20 protein-coding genes and 1 riboswitch are annotated in these 18,120 nt (G+C 74.9%); of the genes, 11 read left to right on the top strand and 9 right to left on the bottom strand.

The genetic code is table 11. The annotated features are described in order from the left end of the window. The 4 genes from ICW40_RS10625 to rocD form a co-directional block, all read left to right on the top strand. On the top strand, positions 1 to 303 hold a 303-nt coding region (locus ICW40_RS10625; protein WP_221653796.1), incomplete at its 5' end, for a hypothetical protein. 138 nt (positions 304 to 441) lie between these two features. Next, the gene (locus tag ICW40_RS10620) at positions 442 to 1,296 is read left to right on the top strand and encodes an alpha/beta fold hydrolase (RefSeq protein WP_221653795.1); all 855 of its coding nucleotides are present in this window, start codon (positions 442 to 444) and stop codon (positions 1,294 to 1,296) included. Between the two features lie 378 nt (positions 1,297 to 1,674). Beyond that, positions 1,675 to 2,538 carry a dimethylargininase gene (gene ddaH / locus ICW40_RS10615; protein WP_260459068.1) on the top strand — a complete coding sequence of 288 codons (864 nt, stop codon included), beginning with the start codon at positions 1,675 to 1,677 and terminating at the stop codon, positions 2,536 to 2,538. A 1-nt stretch (position 2,539) separates the two neighbouring features. Further along, positions 2,540 to 3,736 (top strand): ornithine--oxo-acid transaminase, encoded by a 1,197-nt coding sequence (rocD, locus tag ICW40_RS10610; protein WP_221653794.1) that lies wholly within the window; start codon positions 2,540 to 2,542, stop codon positions 3,734 to 3,736. Between the two features lie 103 nt (positions 3,737 to 3,839). Here the strand turns inward: rocD and ICW40_RS10605 are convergent, their stop codons facing one another. Then, on the bottom strand, positions 3,840 to 3,980 hold the full coding sequence (locus tag ICW40_RS10605; RefSeq protein WP_221653793.1) for an Rv0909 family putative TA system antitoxin: 141 nt from the start codon (positions 3,978 to 3,980) through the stop codon (positions 3,840 to 3,842). A gap of 203 nt (positions 3,981 to 4,183) precedes the next feature. Between ICW40_RS10605 and ICW40_RS21545 the strand changes: the two genes are divergently transcribed. From ICW40_RS21545 to ICW40_RS10585, 4 genes are read left to right on the top strand one after another with little or no spacing between them, the layout of a single operon-like run. Then, positions 4,184 to 4,675 carry an Lrp/AsnC family transcriptional regulator gene (locus ICW40_RS21545; RefSeq protein ID WP_221653792.1) on the top strand — a complete coding sequence of 164 codons (492 nt, stop codon included), beginning with the start codon at positions 4,184 to 4,186 and terminating at the stop codon, positions 4,673 to 4,675. A gap of 39 nt (positions 4,676 to 4,714) precedes the next feature. Further along, positions 4,715 to 5,713 carry an ATP-binding cassette domain-containing protein gene (locus ICW40_RS10595; RefSeq protein WP_221653791.1) on the top strand — a complete coding sequence of 333 codons (999 nt, stop codon included), beginning with the start codon at positions 4,715 to 4,717 and terminating at the stop codon, positions 5,711 to 5,713. Next, positions 5,710 to 6,693 carry an ABC transporter permease gene (locus ICW40_RS10590; protein ID WP_221653790.1) on the top strand — a complete coding sequence of 328 codons (984 nt, stop codon included), beginning with the start codon at positions 5,710 to 5,712 and terminating at the stop codon, positions 6,691 to 6,693. The genes ICW40_RS10595 and ICW40_RS10590 overlap by 4 nt, the downstream gene beginning before the upstream one ends. Position 6,694: 1 nt before the next feature. Then, positions 6,695 to 7,099 carry a hypothetical protein gene (locus ICW40_RS10585; protein WP_221653789.1) on the top strand — a complete coding sequence of 135 codons (405 nt, stop codon included), beginning with the start codon at positions 6,695 to 6,697 and terminating at the stop codon, positions 7,097 to 7,099. Positions 7,100 to 7,167: 68 nt separating this feature from the next. Here ICW40_RS10585 and ICW40_RS10580 read toward each other — a convergent pair whose 3' ends face one another. From ICW40_RS10580 to ICW40_RS10565, 4 genes are all read right to left on the bottom strand, one after another. Next, positions 7,168 to 7,953: an SDR family oxidoreductase gene (locus ICW40_RS10580; RefSeq protein WP_221653788.1), complete on the bottom strand. Its 786-nt coding sequence runs from the start codon at positions 7,951 to 7,953 to the stop codon at positions 7,168 to 7,170. A gap of 61 nt (positions 7,954 to 8,014) precedes the next feature. Then, complete coding sequence (locus ICW40_RS10575; protein ID WP_221653787.1) at positions 8,015 to 8,962, bottom strand: universal stress protein; 948 nt, start codon at positions 8,960 to 8,962, stop codon at positions 8,015 to 8,017. A 144-nt stretch (positions 8,963 to 9,106) separates the two neighbouring features. Beyond that, complete coding sequence (locus tag ICW40_RS10570) at positions 9,107 to 9,730, bottom strand: HNH endonuclease (RefSeq protein WP_308121739.1); 624 nt, start codon at positions 9,728 to 9,730, stop codon at positions 9,107 to 9,109. Between the two features lie 233 nt (positions 9,731 to 9,963). Then, on the bottom strand, positions 9,964 to 10,341 hold the full coding sequence (locus tag ICW40_RS10565) for a DUF1905 domain-containing protein (RefSeq protein WP_221653786.1): 378 nt from the start codon (positions 10,339 to 10,341) through the stop codon (positions 9,964 to 9,966). Between the two features lie 85 nt (positions 10,342 to 10,426). On the opposite strand from ICW40_RS10565, the gene ICW40_RS10560 reads away from it, so the two are divergent. Then, positions 10,427 to 11,440 (top strand): sigma-70 family RNA polymerase sigma factor, encoded by a 1,014-nt coding sequence (locus tag ICW40_RS10560; RefSeq protein ID WP_221653785.1) that lies wholly within the window; start codon positions 10,427 to 10,429, stop codon positions 11,438 to 11,440. Between the two features lie 88 nt (positions 11,441 to 11,528). On the opposite strand, the gene ICW40_RS10555 is transcribed toward ICW40_RS10560, so the two are convergent. Both ICW40_RS10555 and ICW40_RS10550 read right to left on the bottom strand, forming a co-directional pair. Next, the gene (locus ICW40_RS10555) at positions 11,529 to 12,323 is read right to left on the bottom strand and encodes a C40 family peptidase (RefSeq protein ID WP_221653784.1); all 795 of its coding nucleotides are present in this window, start codon (positions 12,321 to 12,323) and stop codon (positions 11,529 to 11,531) included. Positions 12,324 to 12,325: 2 nt separating this feature from the next. Continuing rightward, positions 12,326 to 12,517: riboswitch (cyclic di-AMP (ydaO/yuaA leader) on the bottom strand. A 219-nt stretch (positions 12,518 to 12,736) separates the two neighbouring features. Then, positions 12,737 to 13,462 carry a metal-dependent transcriptional regulator gene (locus tag ICW40_RS10550; RefSeq protein WP_221653783.1) on the bottom strand — a complete coding sequence of 242 codons (726 nt, stop codon included), beginning with the start codon at positions 13,460 to 13,462 and terminating at the stop codon, positions 12,737 to 12,739. Between the two features lie 176 nt (positions 13,463 to 13,638). Between ICW40_RS10550 and serC the strand changes: the two genes are divergently transcribed. Together serC and ICW40_RS10540 are read left to right on the top strand one after the other, a co-directional pair. After that, positions 13,639 to 14,766 carry a phosphoserine transaminase gene (gene serC / locus ICW40_RS10545; protein WP_308121738.1) on the top strand — a complete coding sequence of 376 codons (1,128 nt, stop codon included), beginning with the start codon at positions 13,639 to 13,641 and terminating at the stop codon, positions 14,764 to 14,766. After that, complete coding sequence (locus ICW40_RS10540; RefSeq protein ID WP_221653782.1) at positions 14,763 to 15,980, top strand: MFS transporter; 1,218 nt, start codon at positions 14,763 to 14,765, stop codon at positions 15,978 to 15,980. The genes serC and ICW40_RS10540 overlap by 4 nt, the downstream gene beginning before the upstream one ends. 171 nt (positions 15,981 to 16,151) lie before the next feature. Here the strand turns inward: ICW40_RS10540 and ICW40_RS10535 are convergent, their stop codons facing one another. Together ICW40_RS10535 and ICW40_RS10530 are read right to left on the bottom strand one after the other, a co-directional pair. Further along, on the bottom strand, positions 16,152 to 16,688 hold the full coding sequence (locus tag ICW40_RS10535; RefSeq protein WP_221653781.1) for a hypothetical protein: 537 nt from the start codon (positions 16,686 to 16,688) through the stop codon (positions 16,152 to 16,154). Between the two features lie 155 nt (positions 16,689 to 16,843). After that, on the bottom strand, positions 16,844 to 18,120 hold a 1,277-nt coding region (locus ICW40_RS10530), incomplete at its 5' end, for a DUF4012 domain-containing protein (RefSeq protein WP_221653780.1).

Below are 18,120 nucleotides of genomic sequence, written 5' to 3'. Positions count from 1 at the left end.
GTCGTGGAGCGGCTCGACCCGCCGCGGCCCGCGCACGGCCGGGAGCCCGCGCACGACGGCGTCGCGGTCTACCGCAAGGAGGGGCCCGTGCTCCTCGGCGAGGCGGAGGTGCGCGTCCGGCCGCTCGGGCCGCGCCACTGCGAGCTGACGTGGGTCGAGCGCACCTACGTCCGCGCGCTGCCCGTGCCCGTCGGCGCCGCGCTCGTGGCGCCGACGATGGTCGCGATGCTGCGGCTCGTGCTCCACCGCGTCGCCGCCGAGGCGACGGGTGGGTCCGACACCCCCGCGGTCGCAGGCACCTGACGCCCCGCTCCTCCGGCCCCGGCGCCTCCCCCGACCGACACGAACGCGCGAAGGTCGACGGGGCGGGGCGATGAGTGCGGGCTTCCCGCTCGGTCCCACTGGTGCCGGCGCACGGCCGGCTGCCGAGAAGGGATCACCATGACGACCACCCACACCCTGGCCGTCCCGGGCGGGACGCTGTACTACGAGGTCCGCGGCAGCGGACCTGTGCTCGTGCTCACGGCGTCCCCGATGGACGCGCGCATCTTCGAGCCGCTCGCCGAGCTGCTGGCCCGCGACCGCACGGTCGTCACGCACGACCCGCGCGGCATCAACCGCAGCCGCCTGGACGACCCCGACGGACCGTCCACCCCCGAGCTGCGCGCCGACGACCTCGCGGCGCTCCTCGACGCGCTCGGCGCCGAGCAGGCCGACGTCGTCGGCAGCAGCGGTGGGGCCGTCGCCGGGCTCGCGCTCGTGGCGCGCCACCCGGGGCGCGTGCGCACGCTCGTGGCCCACGAGCCGCCGCTGCTCACGCTCCTGCCGGACGCGGCGGAGCAGGCCGCCGCGACCGAGGCCCTGGTCGAGACCTTCCACCGCGACGGGCTCGGGGCCGCGATGGTCGCGTTCCTGGGTCAGGCCGGCTGGGACGACGGCGACGAGGCCGGGCAGGGCGACGGTGCGCTCGGGGGCGACGACGGCGGCGCGGGACCTGGCCCGGGCGAGCCCTCGGCGCAGGACGTCGCCGACGGGTCGCGCTTCTTCGCCCACGAGATCCTGCCGACGACGCGCTACGCACCCGACGTCGCCGCGCTCACCGACGGCACGGCGCGCGTCGTCGTCGGCGTCGGCGAGGGCTCCGAGCGCCTCGTCACGCACCCGACGTCGTGGGCGCTCGCGCGCCTGCTCGGGACCGCGCCGATCAGCTTCCCCGGGGACCACCACGGCTTCGCGACGCACCCGGAGGAGTTCGCGGAGGTGCTGGGCGACCTCCTGGCGCACGCGGCGGTGTAAACCCATCGGGAGGGCGGTCGTCCGCACCGAGGTCGACCGAGCGCACGGTCGACCTCGGGGGGACGGTCGCCCTCACGGCCGTCGCGCGGTGGCGGGCATGGCCGGGCGGGTCGGGCGAAGGCAGAGCAGCGAGGCAGGTCGGGCGGAGGCAGGGCAGCGAGGCAGGCCAGAGCAGAGGCCGGGCAGCAGTGCGGCAGGCATGCGCGTGGGGACGCGCAACGAATCGCCGCCAGGGCGGCTCAGCGCGCAACGGATCGCGGGCCGACGCGCAGGATTGTGATCCGCTCCGACGAGCGGCTCACCCCTAGCCTCGGAGCGAGGCCGGCACCGCTGCCGGGCCGCGATCCTGCCGGACCCCGACCGCAGCGAGGAACCCCGATGACCGACCTGACCCAGCTCTCCGAGGTGACCGCCACGTCACCCACCGAGCGCACCGCGACGCCCCGGCACTACCTCATGTGCCGCCCGGACCACTTCACGGTCAGCTACGAGATCAACCCCTGGATGGACAAGACGCGCCTCACGGACCGCGACCTCGCCGTCGCGCAGTGGGAGACGCTCTACGAGACCTACCTCGCCTGGGGTCACACGGTCGACCTCATCGACCCCGCGCCCGGCCTGCCCGACATGGTGTTCGCGGCCAACGGCGCGACCGTCGTCGACGGCCTCGTCTACTCGGCGAAGTTCCGCTACCCCGAGCGCCAGCCCGAGGGCCCGCTGTACGAGAAGTGGTTCGCCGACCACGGCTACATGACGCAGACGGCCGCCGAGGTCAACGAGGGCGAGGGCGACATCCTGCTGGTGGGCGACACCTTCCTCGCCGGCACGGGCTTCCGCACTGACCCCGCCTCGCACGGCGAGCTCGCCCGGCTCACCGGTCGCGAGGTCGTCACGCTCGAGCTCGTGGACCCGCGGTTCTACCACCTCGACACGGCGCTCTCCGTCCTCGACAGCCGCCCCGGGCACGAGCTCGTCGCCTACCACCCGCAGGCCTTCTCCCCCGCGTCGCAGGCGGTGCTCGCGGAGCGCTACCCGGACGCCGTGATGGCGACGGAGGCCGACGCCGTCGCGCTCGGCCTCAACGCCGTCTCGGACGGGCTGCACGTCGTCGTCGCCCCAGCGGCCGTCGACCTCAAGGCCGCCCTGACCGAGCGAGGGTTCGAGGTCCACCCCGTCGCGACCACCGAGCTGCTCAAGGGCGGCGGCGGCGCGAAGTGCTGCACGCTCGAGATCCGGTCCTGACATGACGACCGGGACGACCCCCGTGCTCACCAGCCACCTCGCGCAGAACTACCACCCGCTGCCGATCATCCTGGCCTCGGGTCAGGGCTCGTGGGTGACCGACGTCGCCGGTGTCGAGCACCTCGACCTGCTCGCCGGCTACTCCGCGCTCAACTTCGGCCACCGGCACCCGGAGCTCGTCGCCGCCGCGCACGCGCAGCTCGACCGGCTGACGCTCACGTCGCGCGCGTTCGACCACGACCTGCTCGAGTCCTTCGCCAACCGCCTCGCGCGGCTGGTGGGGATGGACCTCGTGCTGCCCATGAACACGGGCGCGGAGGCGGTCGAGACGGCGATCAAGGCCGCGCGGAAGTGGGGCTACGACGTCAAGGGCGTCGCGCCCGAGCAGGCCACGATCGTCGTCGCGGACGGCAACTTCCACGGCCGCACGACGACGATCATCTCGTTCTCCACCGACGACGACGCCCGGCGTGGGTTCGGCCCGTACACGCCCGGCTTCCGGGTCGTCCCGTACGGCGACGCGGCGGCGCTCGCCGACGCCGTCGACGAGACGACCGTCGCGGTCCTCCTCGAGCCGATCCAGGGCGAGGGCGGCGTGATCATCCCGCCCGCCGACTACCTGCCCGCCGTGCGCGCGCTGTGCGACGAGCGCGACGTCCTGCTGGTGCTCGACGAGATCCAGTCCGGGCTCGGCCGCACGGGGACGACGCTCGCGGCCGACCTCGTCGGCGTCCGGCCGGACCTGGTCACGCTGGGCAAGGCGCTCGGCGGCGGCATCGTGCCCGTGTCCGCCGTCGTCGGCCGCGCGGACGTGCTCGGCGTGCTCACGGCCGGGACGCATGGCTCGACGTTCGGCGGCAACCCGCTCGCGTGCGCGGTCGGGCTCGCCGTCGTGCGCCTGCTCGAGACGGGTGAGCACCAGCAGCGCGCCGCCGAGCTCGGGCTGCACCTGCGCGAGCGGCTCGACGCGCTCGTCGCCCGCGGCTCGCTCGTCGCCGCGCGGACCGCCGGCTTGTGGGCGGGCATCGACCTGGCGCCCGACGGCGGCACGGGGCGCGCGCTCAGCGAGCGGCTCCTCGCGCGTCGGGTCCTGGTCAAGGACACGCACGGGCAGACGGTCCGGCTCGCGCCGCCGCTGACCATCACGCAGGACGACCTCGACTGGGGGCTCGACCAGCTCGCCGACGCGCTGGTCTGACCCCGGGTCCTCCGGGGTGGTCGCGAGGCCGGCCCGGACGCGGCGACGCCGCCCGGCGTGAGAACGCGGGGCGGCGCCGTCTGTCGCGAGATCGGGCGAGCGCTCAGGTGCCGATCTTGTCGTCGGCTGCCTTCTGGGCCTTGTCGACCTGGTCGCCGTGCCCGCCTGCCTTCTTCTCGGCGGCGTCGCCGGCCTTGTCGATGCCCGCGTCACTGGCCTTCTCGGTCATGTCGTCCATGCCCATGCAGTCCTCCTCCGTCCGGCATCGACCGGGGGACCCCGGCCACACCCCAGTGAACGTCGACGGTTCCAAGGTCGCGACCCGAACGCGCCCGCCGCCGGGACGGCGTGCGCGGGTCGGCTCGCGCGGCGCGCCCGGCCCCGGCGCGTCGACGTGAGGCGTCGTCCCGGTGAGCGCGCGTCCGGCATGCTGGGCGGGTGCAGAGCGTGGACCCACCAGCCGGGTCGACGGCCGCCCTCGACCGCATCGACGCCGCGATCCTCGACCACCTCGCGCGTGACGCCCGGGCGAGCTTCGCGACCATCGGCGCGCGCGTGAACCTCTCGGCGCCCGCGGTCAAGCGGCGCGTCGACCGCCTGCGCGAGCGCGGCGTCATCGACGGCTTCACCGTGCGGCTGGACCCGGCCGCGCTGGGGTGGGCGACCGAGGCCCACGTCGAGGTCTACTGCGCGGGCCGGACCAGCCCGGCCACCATGCGCGCGGCGTTCGAGCGCTACCCCGAGGTGATCGCCGCGAGCACGGTCACGGGCGAGGCGGACGCCGTCGTCCACGTGCGCGCGCACAGCGTCCAGCACCTCGACGACGTCGTCGAGCGCATCGCGGCCGAGCCGTTCGTGCGGCGTACCCGGTCGACCGTCGTGCTGACGCCGCTGGTCAGGCGGCCGGACGTGCCGCCGGTGGGGACGAACCGGGCATAAGGCCTGTTGCGTGTCGGTGGTCGGTAGCACCATGGCCGCATGACCACTCTCGCCGTGGAGACGCACGGACTCGTCAAGCACTTCAAGCAGACCAAGGCGGTCGACGGCATCGACCTCGCGGTGCCGACCGGCTCCGTCTACGGGATCCTCGGGCCCAACGGGGCGGGCAAGACGACGGCGGTCCGCATGCTCGCGACGCTGCTGCGGCCGGACGCGGGGACGGCGCACGTGCTCGGCCACGACGTGCAGAAGGACGCCGACGCCGTGCGCAGCCTCGTGGGTCTCACGGGTCAGTTCGCCTCCGTCGACGAGGACCTCACGGGCACGGAGAACCTCGTCCTCATCGCGCGGCTCTACGGCTACTCGCGGGCGGCGGCGCGCGAGCGTGCGGCGGAGCTGCTGCACGCGTTCGACCTCGAGGAGGCGGCGCAGCGTCAGGTCAAGACGTTCTCGGGCGGCATGCACCGTCGGATCGACCTGGCGGCGAGCATGGTCACGAGTCCGCGCGTGCTGTTCCTCGACGAGCCGACCACGGGCCTCGACCCCCGCAGCCGCAACCAGGTGTGGGACATCGTCCGCGTCCTCGTGCACGACGGCGCGACGGTGCTGCTCACGACGCAGTACCTCGAGGAGGCCGACCAGCTGGCCGACCGGATCGCGGTGATCGACCACGGCAAGGTGATCGCCGAGGGCACCGCACCGGAGCTCAAGGCGTCCGTCGGCTCGGGCGCCGTGCACCTCCGGGTGGCGGAGCCGGACCAGCGCGCGAGGGCCGAGGAGGTCACCGAACGCGTGCTCGGCGTGGAGGTGCAGCGTGGGGGCGACGCGCTGAGCCTCTCCGCACGCGTCGACAGCCCACGCGACGCCGCGGCGCTGCTCCCCGCCCTGCTCGACTCCGGGATCGACGTCGCGGAGATCTCCCTCGGCCAGCCCACGCTGGACGAGGTGTTCCTCGCCCTCACGGGACGCCCGCCGGCGGAGGAGCCGGCCGGGAGCGGACCGACCGACCAGCGCGAGACGCAGGAGGCGGCACGATGACCAGCCAGGACCCGTCCGGCGCCGTGAGCGGCACGGGCACCGCGGACGCCAGAAGCAGTGCCGGGAGCAACGCCACGAGCGGCGTCCGGACCAGCGTCACGAGCACGGCGACGAGCGCGGCGACCAGCACGGTGACCAGGGAACGGCATCGGGTCGACGGCGTCCCGGTGCCCGAGCTGAACCCGCTGCGGGCGGCGATCGCGCCGCGCGAGTCGCCGCGGCCGCCAGGGGCGCTCGCCAACGCCTTGACCTTCGGCTGGCGTGCGCTGCTCAAGATCAAGCACGTGCCCGAGCAGCTGTTCGACGTCACGCTGACGCCGATCATCTTCACGCTGATGTTCACCTACCTCTTCGGCGGAGCCATCGCGGGCGACGTGCAGGCCTACCTGCAGTACCTGCTGCCCGGCATCCTCGTGCAGACGGTGCTGATCATCACCGTCTACACGGGCTTCACCATGAACACGGACATCACCAAGGGTGTCTTCGACCGGTTCCGGTCGCTGCCCGTGTGGCGTCCGGCGCCGATCGTCGGCGCGCTCCTCGGCGACACGGTCCGCTACACGATCGCGTCGGTCATCACGCTCGGCCTCGGCTTCCTGCTCGGGTTCCGGGCGGGCGGCGGCGTGGTCGGCGTCGTGCTGGGCGTCGCGCTGCTGCTCGTGTTCGCGTTCTCGCTGAGCTGGATCTTCACGGCGCTCGGCCTCGTGATGCGGTCGCCGAACGCGGTGATGGGCACCTCGATGATGGTGCTCATGCCGCTGACCTTCGCGAGCAACATCTTCGCGGACCCGGCGACCATGCCGGACTTCCTCCAGACATGGGTCGGCATCAACCCGGTGAGTCACCTCGTCACCGCGATCCGCGGCCTCATGGCGGGCACCGCGACGTTCGGGCAGGTCTCCTGGGTGCTCGTCGCGTCGGCCGTCCTCACCGCCGTCTGCGCACCGATCACGATGCGCCTCTACCGCACGAGGAGCTGACGTGGCCCGCAAGGAACGTCCCGCCCGCCCGGGAGACCTGCTGCTCACGGAGGTGAGCGAGCACCTCCGCGGGTCGCCCGCCGTCGAGGAGGGGCTGATGCTGCACAGCCCCGGACTCAAGGTCGGGGGCACGTTCTTCGCGTTCGTCGGGGGCGACGACGACCTGATCGTGAAGCTGCCGCGCGCGCGTGCGGACGCCGCCGTCGCCGACGGGTCCGCCCATCCCGTGACGCTGGGGACGCGGACCATGAAGGAGTGGGTGTCCGTGCCGTTCCCGGGAAGGTCCGGCGACGGCCGCGAGGCGTGGCGCGCGGCCGTCGACGAGGCGCACGCCTACGTCGCGTCGCTCAGCGCAGACCCCGCCGCACCCCGCACGGCCGCCAGCAGGGACCTGTCTGCGCGCTGACCCCGTCAGGCACGACCCCGGCGCACGAATGACGTCAGCCGGCGAACCGCGTCAGCGCACGAGGGGCGTCAGCGTGCTGACCAACCGCCGTCGGACGCGATCGTCTGACCCGTGACCCACGCGGACTCGTCGCCCAGCAGCCACGCGACGAGCCGCGCGGTGTCCTCGGGGCGTCCCCAGCGCCCGGCGGGGATCGCCGCCGCGACGGCGGCGTGCGCGTCGGCGTCGGCGTAGCCCGTGTCGTTCGGGCCGGGGTCGACGCAGTTGACCGTGATGCGGCGCGGGGCGAGGTGCACCGCGAGGCTCCTCGTCACGCCCTGCAGGGCCGCCTTCGAGGCGATGTAGGGCAGCTCGCCCGGCATCGCGCCGTGGTACTGCCCGGAGGTGAACAGGACGACGCGACCTCCGGGGCGCGCGTCGTCGTGCTGGGCGGCGAACGCCTGCGCCAGGAGGAGCGTCGCGCGGGTGTTCACCGCATGGCTCGCGTCGAGCTCCTGCGCGGTGAGGTGCTCGAGGTCCTGCGCGCTCGAGCGCGCGTGGTTCGCCACCAGCGCGTCGACGTGGCCGAAGGCGTCCCGCGCGGCGGCGATGACGGCGGCGGGCGCGGCGGGGTCAGCCAGGTCCAGCGAGACGTGCGCCACCCTGCCCCCCGAGCTCCGGAGCTCGTCCACGAGCGCCTCGGCACCCCCGACGTCCTCACCCCACGGCTGGTCGGCGTCGTGCGGCGACCAGCCGTGCAGCAGGACCGCCGCGCCGTCCGCGACGGCCCGCCGGGCGAGCGCGGCCCCGATCGCGATGCGACGGCTGACGCCCGTGATGACGACGACCCGGTCCTCGAGCCGCGTGACGGTCACCCGGCGACCCTGGCGCGTGACGCACGTGGTCCGCAACTGCGACGCGCCCGCAGGCGCCCCGTCAGCCCGGGCGGCGACCCAGGGTCTCGGCGTCGGCGCGGTCGTCGCAGCGCCGGGTGACGACCATGACGGGGCAGGCGGCGTGGTGGAGCACGGCCTGGCTCGTCGAGCCCAGCAGGAGGCCCGCGAAGCCGCCGCGCCCGCGGGAGCCGACGACGACGAGGTCCACGGCCGTCGAGAACTCGGTGAGGAGCGCCGCACCCGTCCCGTCGAGCACGTGGCGGCGCACCTCGACCCCCGGGTGCTTGGCGACGGCCCGGTCGACGACCACGTCGAGCCCTTCCGCCACGTCGCGCAGCACGGCCTCGTGGTCGATGGCGGACGGCAGCCACGCGAGGATCCCGGCCCCCGTGCCGACCGGGACGCCGGCGACGGCGGTGAGCTCGGCGCCCCACGCCTCGGCCTCGCGGATCGCCCGCTCGAGCGCGACCTCGGCCGCAGCCGACCCGTCGACGCCCACCACGATCCGCCGCACGCGCGGCGTCCGTGGCGCCTCGGCATCGCCGTCGGGCGACTGCCGCAGAGGCACGACGACCGTCGGGCAGTGCGCATGGGCGGGCAGCGCGGAGGACACCGTGCCGAGCAGCCGCTCGGCGAAGCCACCGCGCCCCCGCGTGCCGACGACCACGGCCGCCGCGCCGCGTGAGAGGTCGACGAGCACCGCCGCGGCGTCGCCGGTCGCGACCGCGGAGGTGACCCGCACACCGGTGGGCCGCACGCGCTCGACCGCCTCGTCGAGCACCGCCCGCGCGCCGTCGGCGATCGCCGTGTCGTCGAGCGCCGCGTACCCGCCGTCGAGCGCGGCGGCGGTGAAGGACGGCACGGCGTAGGAGCACACGAGGTGCATGCCGTAGCCGTGCGTGCGGGCGAGCTCGGCCGCCCAGTCCGCCGCCTGCAGGCTCGCGGGCGACCCGTCGATGCCGACCAGGACCACGTCGTCGTGGCTCATGTGCGCCTCCCCGTCAGTTCGGCTGCACCCCAGTCTGCCGCTCCGCGCTCGCCCGTGGGGCGCGTCCCACGGTGTGTTCGATCACGGTTCAGCACGCAGACGCGTCGTGGCACCGGCCGGACGCCGTGATCCGATGGTCAGCCGTCAGGCGGCGAGGTAGGCGGTCCAGGACGGGTGCGGGCGGACGGCGGCCGCGATGAGCGCGCTGCTCGCGCGGGGGATGCCGGGCGTGACGAGCAGCTGCCAGCCGATCTCCGACAGGAGCCGGTCCGCCTTGCGGTGGTTGCAGCGCGCGCAGGCCGCGACGACGTTCGTCCACTCGTGCCGCCCGCCGCGCGAGCGGGGGTGCACGTGGTCGACCGTGTCCGCCGTGCCCGCGCAGTACGCGCACCGGTGACCGTCGCGCTGCAGCACCGTGCGCCGGGTGGGCGGGACGGCGCTGCGGTACGGCACGTGGACGTACCGCGTCAGGCACAGGACCTGCGGCGCGGGCAGCGTCAGGTGCTCCGAGCGGAGCACGGCCGTGTCCTCCTCGAGCACCACGGCCTTGCCGCTCAGCACGAGCGTCACGGCACGGTGGACGCTGACGACGCACAGCGGCTCGCGACTCGCGTTGAGCAGCAGCACCCGCCGCAGGTTCGCTGCGGAGGCGACGTGCTCGTCGGGCGCGTCGTGGTAGCGGGTGGTGTGGACGGGATCGGCGGGGGCGAGGCGGTGGTGCGGCCGCGCGGCCACACCCCCGCGGGCGGTCGCGGTGTCTTGACGCACGGCAGTCTCCCTGACCAGGACGGTCGGACCCGGCTGGCTGCCGGGCTCGGCTGGTGGAGCAGCGCTGCCAGCGTACGCGGAGGCGCCGCACCGGCACAGGCGAGTTCTCCGACGCGGCGCGGCGCGTCAGGTCCGGCGGCGCTGCAGGTGCACGGTGACCACCTCGCCGGCGCGGCGCGTCAGGTCAGCGGTGCGGCAGGCGCACGGTCAGGCCGGTTCTCCGGCGCGGCGCGTCAGTTCAGGCGGTGCTCGAGGTGCACGGTGACCACCTCGCCGGCCGTGCTCTTGCCGATGAGCTTGCAGAGGGCCGCGCGCAGCGGCAGCCAGTGCGGGCCCTGGCCGGAGGGCATGAGCGTCGCGGCGAACGGGTGGACGCCGTCGAGGGTGCCCTCGACCTTCACCGCGGCCCGCGTGCCGAGCAGCTCGGCCGATCCGGGCAGGGCGAGGAAGGTCGGGAACGCGCCGTCCTTCTCGATCGGCGCGGAGAACGTGGCGTCGAGCGGCCGACCCGTCGCCGCGGCGCCGGAGCCCGCCGCACCGCCAGTGCCGGCGGCGGTGCGGTCCTTGGTTCCGGCTGCGCCGGTGCGTGCGGGGGTGGCGGGAGATGCCATCGGGGTCCTCCAGGGGCTCGTCGTGGGGCGGTGTCGTGGGTGAGACTCACGGGGTGGACCCGACTCATCGCTGCTGGAGGACGTCGTGACGACCGTCGCGGCCGAGGCCGACCTCGCGCTCGCCCGCTCGGGTGACGACGCCGCCTTCACGCGGCTCGTCGCACCGCTGCGCCGGGAGCTGCACGCCCACTGCTACCGGATGCTCGGCTCGGTGCACGATGCCGACGACGCGCTGCAGGACGCCCTCGTCCGCGCGTGGCGCGCGCTGCCGCGCTTCGAGGGGCGCAGCAGCCTGCGCACCTGGCTCTACACCGTGAGCACGCGCACCTGCCTCGACCTCGTCGCCCAGCGCGGCAGGCGCGCCCTGCCGATGGACCTCGGCCCCTCGAGCGACCACGCCGTGCTCGGCGACCCGCCCGTGACCGACGTCGCGTGGCTCGGCCCCTACCCGGACGCGCACCTGCCCGCGGGCCGGTCCGCGCCCGAGGCGCGGTACGAGCAGCGGGAGGCCGTCGAGCTGGCGTTCGTCGCGGCCCTGCAGCACCTTCCCGGCAACCAGCGCGCCGCGCTGCTGCTGTTCGAGGTGCTCGGCTTCTCGGCCGCCGAGATCGCCGACGTCATGGACACGTCGACGGCCTCGGTCAACAGCGCGCTCCAGCGCGCCCGCCAGACCGTCGCGACGCTGACGCCCGACGCCCCGCGCCACCAGACCGCGGACGACGACGCCCGGCTCCGCGACGTCGTCGCGCGCTTCTCGTCGGCGATGGAGCGTGGCGACGCCGACGCCCTGGTCGCGCTGCTGACCGAGGACGTCACGTGGTCCATGCCGCCGCTGCGCCACTGGTACCGCGGCCTGGACGCGGTGACCGACTTCGCGACGCGCGTTCCGCTGACCACGTGCGGCGCCTGGCGTCACCGGGCCGCGAGCGCCAACGGCCAGCCGGGCGTGCTCAGCTACCTGTGGGACGACGCGTCCGGGACGTACCGGGCCTGGTCGCTCAACGTCTTCACGATGCGTGACGGCCGGATCGCGGAGATCACGTCGTTCCTCGACCACGGCCTCGCCGAGGCCTGCGGCCTGCCTGCGTCGCTGCCCTGAGCCGGACGCACCGACGGCCCCCCACCGGGAGGTGGAGAGCCGTCGTGGAGGTCCGGGCGCCGTTGCCCGGCCCGCAGCAGTCAGCGGGTCAGCCGGTGACCCGGATGAACGTCGGGTTGCTCTGCCAGATGTCGCGGAACTGGATCGTCTTGCCCGGGCGGGGCGCGTCGATCTGCTGGTTGCCACCCGCGTAGATGCCCACGTGACCCGGCGACCAGATGAGGTCGCCCGGCTGGGCGTCCGCACGCGAGACGACCGTGCCGGCGTAGCGCTGGTCGGCCGAGCTGCGCGACAGCGTGATGCCGAGCTGCGCGTAGACGTACGAGGTGAAGCCCGAGCAGTCGAAGCCGTCGGGCGTCGTGCCGCCGGAGACGTACGGGACGCCCACGTAGCGGGCGGCGACCTCGAGCACGGCGTTGCCGGCCACGGCCTGCGGCACGTTGCTGCTCGGCGCCTCGGCCTGCGGGGCGGCGGTGCGCTCCGGCGCGGCGGACCGCGAGGCGGCGCGCTCGACGACGGGCTCCGGCTCCGGCTCGGGCTCGGGGTTCGGCGTCACGGTGATCGCCGGGGCGGTGAAGCCCCACGCGGCGTCCGTCGGCACCGACACGACGGGCGACGTCGCGAGAGCGGCGCGGGCCTCGGCCGTGAGGGCGGTGACGTCGACGGCCGGGACGGACCCGGGGGTGTCGGCGGGAGCCGTCCGGACCTGGGCCGCGGAGGCCGGGAGCGTCATGCTCATGACGAGCCCGCCGGACGCGGCGACGACGGCGGAGCGGCGACCCACGGTCGCGAGGCTGCCGGTCGCGGCGGTCGCCAGGTCGTCGAGCGGGGTCAGCGGGCGGCGCGCGGCGCGATGCCGTGCGCGCTGGGGGGTCTCAGACACGCGGTACCTCTCCGACGCCTACGAGGTGAGCTGTCGGGTTCGGGTGGGAGATCACCCGGCCTCGATCACACCGGCCGACGAGTCGACCGGCACTCACGCGGCTTCACCCCAAGGGCCCCGGCCGGATCGCTCCGGTGGTGCCCGAAAACTGGTGGTTCCCCCGCTCCTGCCAGCGAGTTCTGCGGACCACGGACGGTGGCAGGACTAGGCGTTCCGTCCGAGGGCGCCACGAGGAGGGGTCGTGGAGCAAGCCGACAGTACCCAGCGGATGCCGGGATGTCACGTTCAGGTCACGGTCCGGACGTGTGCGGTATCCCACAGGCCCGAACGCTCAGGTCTGAACGCTCAGGTCTGAACGCTCAGCCCGGACGCTCGGTCTGAACGCTCGGCCCGGACGCTCCGGTGCCCGGCGCTCAGGCGGGCGAGACCACGAAGACGTGCCGTGCGACGTCGTCGGGCAGGTCGAGCACGATGTCCGCACCCGGCGCGCCCACGGTCACGATCCCCTGGCCGCGCTCGACCGTGATCTCCGCACCGGGCAGGACGCCTGCGGCAGACAGCCGCTCGAGCAGGTCCGTGTCCGTCTGCAGCGGCTCGCCCAGGCGGCCGACGACGGCGCGCACGGTGACGTCCGCGGGCGTCCCGTCGGACACCGAGGCGGCGCGCGCGTAGGCGATCAGCGACACGACGCCGTCGAGGAAGCCCTCGGCCGGCCCGTCCTCGCCGAGCTCGGCGAGGCCCGGGATCGGGTTGCCGTACGGCGAGTGCTGCGGGTGGTCGAGCAGCTCGATGAGCCGGCGCTCGACGCGGTCGCTCATCACGTGCTCCCAGCGGCACGCCTCGTCGTGGACGAACGACCACTCGAGCCCGATGACGTCGGTGAGGAGGCGCTCGGCGAGGCGGTGCTTGCGCATCACGCGCGTCGCCTTGAGGTGACCCGCCTCGGTGAGCTCGAGGTGGCGGTCGCCGCTCACGACGACGAGCCCGTCGCGCTCCATGCGGGCGACCGTCTGGGACACCGTGGGACCCGAGTGCCCGAGACGCTCCGCGATCCGGGCACGCAGGGGGACGATCCCCTCCTCGGCGAGCTCGTAGATGGTCCGCAGGTACATCTCTGTGGTGTCGATCAGGTCGCTCACGCGGGCGTCCTCCTCGGTCGGCGGTCTGCCCCAAGGTTACGGGTCCGGCCGAGCACGCCGGGCCACCGTCCGGGGCGGCCACCCGGCGTCCGCGCGCGTCCACATCCCGGTCTCACCCCGCTCCCCCGCACGGCCGCGCGGCCGGCGCCCGTGCCGCGCCGCCTAGAGTTCGTCGGGTGACCGACGAGACCCGGATCGAGCTGCCCGCGCACCTGCTCCCCGCCGACGGTCGCTTCGGATCCGGCCCCTCCAAGGTGCGCGATGCGCAGGTCGACGCCCTGGCCGCCGTCGGCCGCACGCTGCTCGGCACGTCGCACCGCCAGCCGCCCGTGCGCGGCCTCGTCCGGCGCGTGCGCGAGGGCCTCGGCGAGCTGTTCGCCCTGCCCGACGGCTACGAGATCGCGCTCGGGAACGGCGGCTCCACGGCGTTCTGGGACCTCGCCACCTTCTGCCTCGTCCAGGACCGCGCCCAGCTGTGCGCCTACGGCGAGTTCGGCACGAGCTTCGCGACCGCCGTGGCGCGCGCCCCCTTCCTCGCCGAGCCCGACGTGCGGACCGCCGAGCCGGGGTCGTTCGTCCGCCCGGCTGCGCAGCCGGGGGTGGACACCTACGCGTGGCCGCAGAACGAGACCTCGACGGGCGTCGCGGCGCCGGTCGAGCGCCCCGCCGGCCTCGACGACCGTGCCCTCGTGCTCGTCGACGCGACGTCGGCGGCGGGCGGGCTCGCGGTCGACGTCGCGCAGACGGACGTCTACTACTTCGCGCCCCAGAAGAGCTTCGCGGCCGACGGCGGCCTGTGGCTCGCCGCGCTCTCGCCCGCCGCCGTCGAGCGCGCCGAGCGCCTCGAGGGCGAGCGCTGGGTCCCGCGGTTCCTCTCGCTCACGACGGCGGTGGCGAACTCGCGGCAGGACCAGACGCTCAACACGCCGGCCATCGCGACGCTCGTGCTCCTCGCCGAGCAGCTCGACTGGATGCTCGGCCACGGAGGCCTCCCCTGGGCGGTCGCGCGCACCGCGGAGTCGTCGGGCCACCTGTACCGGTGGGCCGAGGAGCGTGCGTGGGCCACGCCGTTCGTCGCCGACCCGGCCGCGCGCAGCGCCGTCGTCGGGACGGTCGACCTCGACGCGGCCGTCGACGCCGCGGCCGTGTGCCGGGTGCTGCGCCGGCACGGCGTCGTCGACGTCGAGCCGTACCGCAAGCTCGGCCGCAACCAGCTGCGCGTCGCGATGTTCCCCGCCGTCGACCCGGCCGACGTCCAGGCGCTCACCGCGTGCGTCGACCACGTCGTCGAACGGCTGGCGTGAGCACGGACCGCGCGCCCGCGGCGGAGCGGCCGCGCCTCGTGCGCGACCGCCTCACGCTGACGCTCTACGCGCCGTTCATCACGTGGGGCTGGTTCCTGTACGGCTTCTCCCCCGCCGTGCCGCTCATCGCCGACGAGCAGGGCATCACGCGCGGTCAGGCCGGTCTGCACGGCACGGCGATGGCGTGCGGCACGATCGCCGCGGGCCTCGTCAGCTCGCACGTCGCCCGCCGCTTCGGCCGCAAGAACCAGGCGATCCTCGGCGGCGTCGTGCTGTGCGCCGGCATCGTGCTGCTGCTCACGGGCGCGACGCTGCCCGCGACCCTCGTCGCGTGCCTCGTCACGGCCGTCGGCGGCAACCTCATGATCTCGGCGGCGCAGCCCGCGCTCTCGGTGCACAACGGTGCGGCGGGCCCCGCGGCCGTCACCGAGGCGAACGCGATGGGCGCCATGGTCGGCCTGCTCGCGCCGCTCGCGCTCGGCGCCGCCGTCGGCTCGGGTCTCGGGTGGCGGCCGGCGGTCGCCCTCGTCGCCGTCCTCGCGGTCGCCGCGGCGCTCCTGCTGCTGCCGATCAAGGTGGACGGCGCCATGGGCCGCGGCTCCGTCTCGCGGGCCGTGGCGACGGCCGCCGACGGCTCGACCACCGCGCCCTCGCGCGGCTTCAGCGGCACGTTCTGGTTCTTCTGGGTCGCCATGCTCTGCGGCGTCGCGATCGAGTTCGCGACGACGTTCTGGGCGTCCGACCTGCTCGCGCAGCGCACCGACGCACCGCCGGCGCTCGCGGCCGCGAGCATCTCGGCGCTCGTCGCCGGCATGACGCTCTCGCGGCTCGTCGTCGGCCCGCTCTCGACGCGCAAGGCGCCCGAGAAGATCCTGCTCGTGGGATTCGCCCTCGCCGGCGCCGGCTGGCTCCTGTTCTGGCTCGCGACGTCGCCGTGGCTCGCCGTCGCCGGCCTCGTGCTGGCCGGCCTCGGCTACGGGACCCACTACCCCCTGACGATCTCGCTCACCCTCCGCGCCTCCGACGGCCGGCCGGACGAGGCCCAGGCCCGGGCGTCCGTCGGCACCGGCGCGGCGGTCGCCGTGGCGCCGTTCCTGCTCGGCACGCTCGCCGACAGCTTCGGCGCGCACCAGGCCTTCCTGCTCGTGCCCGTGCTCATCGTCATCGGCGGCGTCGCCGTCGCGCTCGGCCTGCGCTCCGTCCACCGGCGCTGACGGGCGCTGACGGGCCCGGTCGGGCCGGGCGGCTCGATCGACGCTGACGGGGCGAGCCCACCGGCGGTGACGGGCCGGGTCCGCCGGCGCCGACGCACGGGTGAGACACGGGTGAGACGGCCGGAGGCCCCCCGACGTGGTCGGGAGGCCTCCGGGAGTCGTGCGGGTCGGTCAGACCGGGGCGTCCGACCGGCGACGGCGCGCGACCAGGACGACCGCGAGGCCGAGGCCGACCAGCGCGGCGGAGCCGGCGACGAGCGGCATCGTGTCCGAGCCGGTCGCGCTGAGCACCTGGGAGACCCCGGTGACGCACGCGGCACCGGACGGGTGCGCGACCGTCACGACGGCCGTCGGGTTCACGTCGAAGACCACCTCGACCGAGCCGTCCGCCCAGCTGCCCGACGGCCACGCCACCGAGCCGGTGAGCGGCAGACCGGTCTGGACGACGTCGGGGCCGGTCGGGTTGACCCACGTCAGGGTCATGGCGCTCGCAGTCGTGCCCTGCGCGGTGGCCACGTACTCGAGCTGCGGCGTGCCCGAGCCGGTGCAGACGGGCGTCGCGTCGACGGTCAGCGAGCACACCCCCTGCGCCGAGTACCCGGAGCCGGGCTCGCAGTCGGCGATCACGGCGTTCGCCGTGCCGGCCATGGTCAGTGCTCCTGCGAGCGCGAGCAGCAGCGCCGCTGCGGAACGCCAGAATCGCTTCATCTCAGTCTCTCCCTCTCGCCGATCCGCCCGTCGGGGGGCCGGGCATATCGGACATCTCGGGTCATCATGTCACCACCCGCGCACGATGTCGCGCATCGATCGGGTGACGGTGGACGGCCGGTCCCCTGAGTCGGCCGTCGAGCCCTCGCGGGCAGTCAGCTCTGACAGCTGGTGGGCGCCACGGTGCCCGCTCCCTCCAGGCCCGGGGTGCGCCACGCACCGAGCGTCGACAGACCGTCGGGGAGCTCCACGACCGCCTCGTACCGTGCCGTGCCACCCGGCGCGAGGGTGGACGTGAGGACCGCCGCGTCGCGGCCGGCCTCGGTGGCGCGACGCGCCCCGACCGCCGTGCCGTCGCTGCGGATCTCGGTGACCCGGCCACCGGCGGGGCTGTAGAAGGTGAGGTTGGTGTGCATGACGCCCAGCGACGGCTCACCGTGCTCGTCGGTCGCCATGTAGGTAGGCAGCGCCGTGACGTCGGCGGGGACGTGGGACGTGAGGTCGACGACGAGCACCGCGCGCACGCCCTGCCCGGGGACGGGGTCCGCGCAGCTCACGGTGACGTCCATGTCGAGGAAGTAGTCGAGCTTCGTGCCCGTCCCGTCGTCGAGGAAGACCCCGGCCTGGTCGGCCGCGGTGGCGCCGAAGAACGCGCTGCCGAGCGGGGTCGCGCCGAGGACCTCCTGCTCGTCGGCGTGGGCGGACCACAGGGCGACCCGTCGCTCGCCGACCGACCGGCCGAAGGCCTGGACCAGGCCCGGCGCGTCGCCCGGGGCCGTCACCATCGTGGCGAACACCTCGGCGGCCGCGTCGGCGAAGAACGTGTCGGTCGCGTCCTGCTCGGGGTAGCGCACATAGGCGTCGTGGAGCAGGGCCCGCACGGCGCCGTCGGCGTCCAGGACCGTGCCGTCGGGTGCGGTCACGGGCCCCGTCACACCCAGCAGGTACGACAGCGCGACGGGCTCGACCGCGAGCACGCCGTCCACCGGGGCGCCGCCCGCCGCCTCCCAGTGCTCGATGGCGAGCTCGGCCGCGCGCGGGAAGTCGGGGGTCATCGTGACGTTCTGCATGATGCTGCCGAGCCGGTCGCCGTGGACGGCGACCTCGTCCGCACCGAGCACCGGGTCGACGTCGCCCGCGTTCGGCAGCGTCCGGCTCGCGAGGCGGTCGCCGAGCGCGAGGCGGCCGCCGTCGGCGTCCAGCACCGCGACGGACCCGACGATGCCGCCGCCGCTGCGCAGCTCCGCGGGGTTGAGCACGAGCACGAGGTACGTGCGCGGGCCGTCGGCTCCGAGCATCGGCGGCACGAGCGTCGCGGCCTGGTCCGCGCGCTCGAGGACGCCAGCCGCCTCGCCGAGCGGGCCGCGCGCGTCGTCGACCGCCTGCGCGATCGGGGCGAGGAGGCCCGCGGTCTCGACGCCGGCCACGAGGT

Source organism: Actinotalea ferrariae, from assembly GCF_019733465.1.
In the GTDB taxonomy this organism is placed as follows: Bacteria; Actinomycetota; Actinomycetes; order Actinomycetales; family Cellulomonadaceae; genus Actinotalea; species Actinotalea ferrariae_A.
This window is presented reverse-complemented; position numbering and strand designations above follow the sequence as displayed.

Bases quoted from the DNA above. Each gene is read 5' to 3' on its own strand.
- ICW40_RS10535 (WP_221653781.1), bottom strand. From the start codon at position 16,688: ATGAAGCGATTCTGGCGTTCCGCAGCGGCGCTGCTGCTCGCGCTCGCA.
- ICW40_RS10590 (WP_221653790.1), top strand. From the start codon at position 5,710: ATGACCAGCCAGGACCCGTCCGGCGCCGTGAGCGGCACGGGCACCGCG.
- ddaH (WP_260459068.1), top strand. From the start codon at position 1,675: ATGACCGACCTGACCCAGCTCTCCGAGGTGACCGCCACGTCACCCACC.
- ICW40_RS10620 (WP_221653795.1), top strand. From the start codon at position 442: ATGACGACCACCCACACCCTGGCCGTCCCGGGCGGGACGCTGTACTAC.
- ICW40_RS10605 (WP_221653793.1), bottom strand. From the start codon at position 3,980: ATGGGCATGGACGACATGACCGAGAAGGCCAGTGACGCGGGCATCGAC.
- ICW40_RS10575 (WP_221653787.1), bottom strand. From the start codon at position 8,962: ATGAGCCACGACGACGTGGTCCTGGTCGGCATCGACGGGTCGCCCGCG.
- ICW40_RS10565 (WP_221653786.1), bottom strand. From the start codon at position 10,341: ATGGCATCTCCCGCCACCCCCGCACGCACCGGCGCAGCCGGAACCAAG.
- ICW40_RS10595 (WP_221653791.1), top strand. From the start codon at position 4,715: ATGACCACTCTCGCCGTGGAGACGCACGGACTCGTCAAGCACTTCAAG.
- rocD (WP_221653794.1), top strand. From the start codon at position 2,540: ATGACGACCGGGACGACCCCCGTGCTCACCAGCCACCTCGCGCAGAAC.